8 protein-coding genes are annotated in these 4,465 nt (G+C 39.9%); 3 read left to right on the top strand and 5 right to left on the bottom strand.

Going from position 1 to position 4,465, the window contains the following annotated elements:
• Positions 1-241 precede the first annotated feature (241 nt).
• The 3 genes from AC1W6K_RS11635 (at position 242) to AC1W6K_RS11625 (ending at position 2,520) form a co-directional block, all read left to right on the top strand.
• On the top strand, positions 242-805 hold the full coding sequence (locus AC1W6K_RS11635; RefSeq protein ID WP_481719889.1) for an L-threonylcarbamoyladenylate synthase: 564 nt from the start codon (positions 242-244) through the stop codon (positions 803-805).
• 2 nt (positions 806-807) lie between these two features.
• The gene (locus AC1W6K_RS11630; RefSeq protein ID WP_481719887.1) at positions 808-2,250 is read left to right on the top strand and encodes a CCA tRNA nucleotidyltransferase; all 1,443 of its coding nucleotides are present in this window, start codon (positions 808-810) and stop codon (positions 2,248-2,250) included.
• Between the two features lie 78 nt (positions 2,251-2,328).
• Positions 2,329-2,520, top strand: coding sequence for a helix-turn-helix domain-containing protein (locus tag AC1W6K_RS11625; protein WP_481719885.1), 192 nt, complete (start codon positions 2,329-2,331; stop codon positions 2,518-2,520).
• Positions 2,521-2,529: 9 nt separating this feature from the next.
• Here AC1W6K_RS11625 and AC1W6K_RS11620 read toward each other — a convergent pair whose 3' ends face one another.
• The 5 genes from AC1W6K_RS11620 to AC1W6K_RS11600 all read right to left on the bottom strand — a co-directional run.
• Positions 2,530-2,790 (bottom strand): hypothetical protein, encoded by a 261-nt coding sequence (locus tag AC1W6K_RS11620; RefSeq protein WP_481719883.1) that lies wholly within the window; start codon positions 2,788-2,790, stop codon positions 2,530-2,532.
• Between the two features lies 1 nt (position 2,791).
• Complete coding sequence (locus AC1W6K_RS11615) at positions 2,792-2,968, bottom strand: hypothetical protein (RefSeq protein ID WP_481719881.1); 177 nt, start codon at positions 2,966-2,968, stop codon at positions 2,792-2,794.
• 22 nt (positions 2,969-2,990) lie between these two features.
• Positions 2,991-3,173, bottom strand: coding sequence for a hypothetical protein (locus AC1W6K_RS11610; RefSeq protein ID WP_481947612.1), 183 nt, complete (start codon positions 3,171-3,173; stop codon positions 2,991-2,993).
• Positions 3,174-3,348: 175 nt separating this feature from the next.
• Positions 3,349-3,975: an NAD(P)H-dependent oxidoreductase gene (locus AC1W6K_RS11605; protein ID WP_481947611.1), complete on the bottom strand. Its 627-nt coding sequence runs from the start codon at positions 3,973-3,975 to the stop codon at positions 3,349-3,351.
• A 71-nt stretch (positions 3,976-4,046) separates the two neighbouring features.
• Positions 4,047-4,465, bottom strand: a 419-nt coding sequence (locus tag AC1W6K_RS11600) for a YceI family protein (protein ID WP_481947610.1), incomplete at its 5' end; no start/stop codon positions are given.

Below are 4,465 nucleotides of genomic sequence, written 5' to 3'. Positions count from 1 at the left end.
GCCATGCCTGCTTGTTTCGTATAGGGAAAAACAACGCAGGTAAATGTGCCTTCAAATTCCTTTTTGGTTTCTTGAAGACTAATGTCATTCGCTTCTATGGAAAACAGTTGGCGAAGGCCAAGGCTAATACTCGCACTGATTGAATTTTGAATTCGCAACATGTTTAAATCAAATTGTGTGTTGATTTTGAAACCCCAAAGGTAGCCAATTACGGGCAAACATTGCTACCTTTGTGCCCATTATGCAAAATCTGTACCAAGATGCTTTGGCATCTTTAAAAGCTGGAGGGGTTATTTTATATCCAAGTGATACCATTTGGGGTCTTGGATGTGATGTGCGTCAGGATGCCGCGATTGAGAAAATCTGGCAAATCAAACAACGGCCTGCAGAGAAGGGATTGATTGTTTTAATTTCAAAAATTGAACAATTAAGCGAGTATGTGGAGGAGGTGCCTGAAATTGCATGGGATTTAGTTGAGTTTGCGGAGGATCCTTTGACTGTTATTTATCCGAAAGGAAAAAATGTATCGACCCATTTATTAGGTCCTGATGGCTCAATTGCCATTCGATTAGTGAAAGATGAATTTTGTAAGGGCTTGGTTTATCGGTATCAGCGGGCGATTGTTTCGACTTCGGCTAATATTTCGGGTAGCCCATCACCGATTGATTTTACTTCTATTTCAGCCGAGATAAAAGATCAGGTTGATTATATTTTACAAGCTCCCAAGGCGAAGCAGGCAAGTACTAAGCCCTCAAAAATAGTCAAATTAGGGCTTGGGGGTGAATTTACACTGATTAGATCGTAGGTATGCAGGGATTAGCCATCATAGAGCAAGGTATATTTAAAAAAATTGGACAAGCGGCAGATCGCTTGAACATAGATGCATATGTAGTTGGGGGTTATGTGAGAGACCATTTATTAGGTCGGCCTTGTAAAGATATCGACATTGTGTGTATTGGTTCCGGCATTGAACTTGCTGAGCAAGTTGCACGGGAATTTGAGTTGCCAGATCATGCGGTATCTATATTTAAGAATTTTGGTACGGCCATGCTTAAAGTGGACGATTGGGATTTGGAATTTGTGGGTGCTCGTAAGGAGTCATATCAGCGCGATTCACGGAAACCTCTGGTGATGGAAGGGACCTTGGAGGATGATCAAAATCGTAGAGATTTTACGATTAATGCGCTAGCCGTTCAATTAAATGCTGCTTATTGGGGCAATTTATTGGACCCTTTTGGAGGTTTAGCTGACATTGAGGCTAAATGTATTCGGACCCCTTTGGCACCGGGCATTACCTTTTCGGATGATCCGTTGCGGATGATGCGTGCGATTCGGTTTGCGAGTCAATTGGGCTTTGATATTTTACCTGAGACTTTTGATGCACTTCAAAAGGAGAAAGATCGTTTGTCGATTATCTCCATGGAGCGTATTTCAGATGAATTAAACAAAATTATTTTATGTAAAAAACCTTCCTACGGTTTTCTGCTGTTGGACGCTTGTGGAATTTTACCCATTATTTTCCCCGAGTTTATGAAGTTGAAGGGGGTAGATACGGAGGATGGCAAAGGACATAAAGATAATTTCTACCACACTCTTCAGGTGTTGGATAATATTTCGGTCAATACAGATGATTTATTTTGGCGCTGGGCAGCAATTTTACATGATATTGCGAAACCGCAAACCAAAAGATTCGTACAAGGAAAAGGGTGGACATTTCATGGACATGAAGAAATAGGTGCACGCCAAGTACCTGTAATTTTCAAGCGACTTAAATTGCCTCTAAATGAGAAAATGAAGTTGGTGCAAAAACTAGTCCGCCTACATTTAAGACCGATTGCGCTCTCCAAAGAAGAAATTACTGATTCCGCATTGCGCCGCTTATTGTTTGAAGCAGGAGATGAGCTTGAGGCACTTATGACCTTGTGTAGGGCCGATATCACCTCGAAAAATGGGGATAAAGTCAAACGCTATTTGCGGAATTTTGACACGGTAGAAGAAAAGCTAAAAGAGGTAGAAGCCAGCGATTCGCTACGTAATTTTCAACCCGTCATCACAGGTGAAATCATCATGCATGTGTTTGATTTAGGTCCTGGAAAAGAGATTGGCCAAATTAAAGTGATCATTCGCGAGGCTATCTTAGAAGGACAAATTCGAAACGATTTGGCCTCTGGATGGGATCTCTTAATTCACGAAGGAGCACGATTGGGTTTAGAACCTGTAATCTCATCGGAAGAATTTTTGAAGTTATAAGTTTACTGTTTTTCAATATCAGTTTTTTAGCTTCAATGCCTGCTAGATTCAAGTAGATTTGTTTTTACCAAATCGAAGATGTCCAAGCTACTGATTAACCTGAAAAATTTACGAGAGGAGCGCCGAATTTCACAAGAAGCCGTGGCCTTTAATTTAAAAATTACGCAAAGTACCTATGCAAAGCTTGAGTCAGGAAAAACAAAATTGAGCGTTGAACGATTGCTGGCGATTGCCACCTATTTTCAGGTTGATGTTCGGGATTTATTGTAAGCAGCCAACTTACGAGTTGGCTGCTTGAAATTCCATCAAAACCCGATTAATCTTTTCACTTACGGATTTTATTCCATTCGAAATCAGGCATGGCAATTCCTCTTCAATTGTTTTATGTGCTACGTTTGGCTGAATAATCAGTTTTGTAATTTCAAAATGCCCATTTATTGTTATGATGATAGTTTTGGTTACATTTTGATGTATCTCAGAAATCAATTGTTTTTTACGATTGATTTTTGCCTTTAGTTCATGTAACGGGTCCTGGTTCATTTTATCGTGTGGCTAATCGCAGTTTGTCAACAAAGCTAACTGCGTCCAATACGACCCCGGTTGCCCAATTAAAACCGTCCATAAATCCAGTCTTAAAGTCAGACCACCAATTTCCACCCGAGATTTCATGCATCTCCAATTCGCTCAAGGCAAATCGATTAAATTTTTCAAGTTCCATTATCTTTTTTTTTAAATGTGAATTAATATTGTAGCGCTAATAATACAGCGGCTCCACCTAATACGTATATAATGGCTGCTACCGTTAATACCCCACAGATAATGCCCACTATTTCCCAGAAACCACCGGCTTCTATGTGCATTTGCTCGTGCCAACTAAGTTCATAGTTTGTAAAATTGTTCAAGGAATTCCATTCATTTCTCATTGTTTTTTAGGGTTAAAATGTGAGTTTAATTTGCGTCGCGATTGCTTTATAAAAGTAGCGGTCAACTAAGTCATGTCATATTCGACGCGTGACTAGTTCATTCGGATTTAGACTAAAAAACTGATAAAAAAAAGCTCCCGAAGGAGCCTTTTAACTAAATAAGAATTTGGTGCGATTACATGCGAATGAAAAGTTGGTCTTTTGGATACCGAACTTTCGCAGCATTGGTCATGTAATCTGCAGCTGCATCACGCTCACCTACTGCTAACATCAATACTGAATGCAAGCCTTTCGCCGACAAATCGAGCAATTCATCTAATTTGGCAGGCATAAATCCTTCCATGGGTGTTGTATCAATTTTAAAATGGGCTGCGGCAGCGAGTGCTGTTCCCATGGCCAAATACACCTGGCGAGCCGCCCAGTTTGCCTGAGCTTCTTGCGTACGATTCAACATTCCGCTAATTGCTTTGCGGTAATCACTTAAATTAGCGACAGGTACGTTACGTGTTTCAGAAACCAATTGTATAAATGAATCAATTTTTTCTTCTGTTATTTCATTCCATGCGGCAAATACAAGTAAATGCGAAGATTCCGTAACCTGCGGTTGGCCAAATGCAATGGGTTGAATTTGTGCACGTAATTCTGGATTTTCAATCACAAAAATCTGATATGGCTGTAGGCCAAATCCTGAGGCAGACAAGCGGATTGCTTCTAACAGGTCTTCAATTTTAGCGGTTGGTACCTTGTTGCCATTCATGCGCTTTGCCGCATAACGCCAAGCTAAATCATTAATTATAGACATCTTTATTATTTTGTTTAACTATAAAAAAGCCGAGGTGTAAATTTTACACCTCGGCTCTTAAGCGGATTAATTTATTCGCTAACCAATGAAACGACTAACTTAAAGTCATCCATGATAGCCTTGTCTCCAATTGATTCAAAGAATTTCTTTGAACCGTATTGAATGTTGTAATCTGTACGGTCAATTGTAATTGAAGCCTTGGCAGCCACTTTTCCTCCTTTTACTGAGATTTCAGCTGGGAATGAAACAGATTTGGTAATGCCCTTGATTGTCAAGTTACCTGTAATTTGGTTTGCAGCGATTTTTGTGATCACAAAATTAGCTGTTGGGAATTTTTCAACCTCAAAAAAGTCTCCTGAAGAGATGTGGCCGATAAACTTTTGGTTGTACGCCGGATCTGTGATATCCAATGCTTTGATTGTTTTTAAATCAATGGTGAAATTACCTCCCACTAATTTGTTTCCGTCCACGTTCAAAGCTCCTGCAGATA

This window comes from Aquirufa sp. (assembly GCF_964796385.1).
The sequence above is the reverse complement of the archived record's forward strand: the minus strand, read 5'-3'. Positions and strand labels throughout refer to the sequence as shown.

What these genes read in the sequence shown, in the direction of transcription:
- AC1W6K_RS11625 (WP_481719885.1), top strand. Translation starts at nt 2,329, where the DNA reads ATGTCCAAGCTACTGATTAACCTGAAAAATTTACGAGAGGAGCGCCGA.
- AC1W6K_RS11615 (WP_481719881.1), bottom strand. Translation starts at nt 2,968, where the DNA reads ATGGAACTTGAAAAATTTAATCGATTTGCCTTGAGCGAATTGGAGATG.
- AC1W6K_RS11635 (WP_481719889.1), top strand. Translation starts at nt 242, where the DNA reads ATGCAAAATCTGTACCAAGATGCTTTGGCATCTTTAAAAGCTGGAGGG.
- AC1W6K_RS11610 (WP_481947612.1), bottom strand. Translation starts at nt 3,173, where the DNA reads ATGAGAAATGAATGGAATTCCTTGAACAATTTTACAAACTATGAACTT.
- AC1W6K_RS11630 (WP_481719887.1), top strand. Translation starts at nt 808, where the DNA reads ATGCAGGGATTAGCCATCATAGAGCAAGGTATATTTAAAAAAATTGGA.
- AC1W6K_RS11620 (WP_481719883.1), bottom strand. Translation starts at nt 2,790, where the DNA reads ATGAACCAGGACCCGTTACATGAACTAAAGGCAAAAATCAATCGTAAA.
- AC1W6K_RS11605 (WP_481947611.1), bottom strand. Translation starts at nt 3,975, where the DNA reads ATGTCTATAATTAATGATTTAGCTTGGCGTTATGCGGCAAAGCGCATG.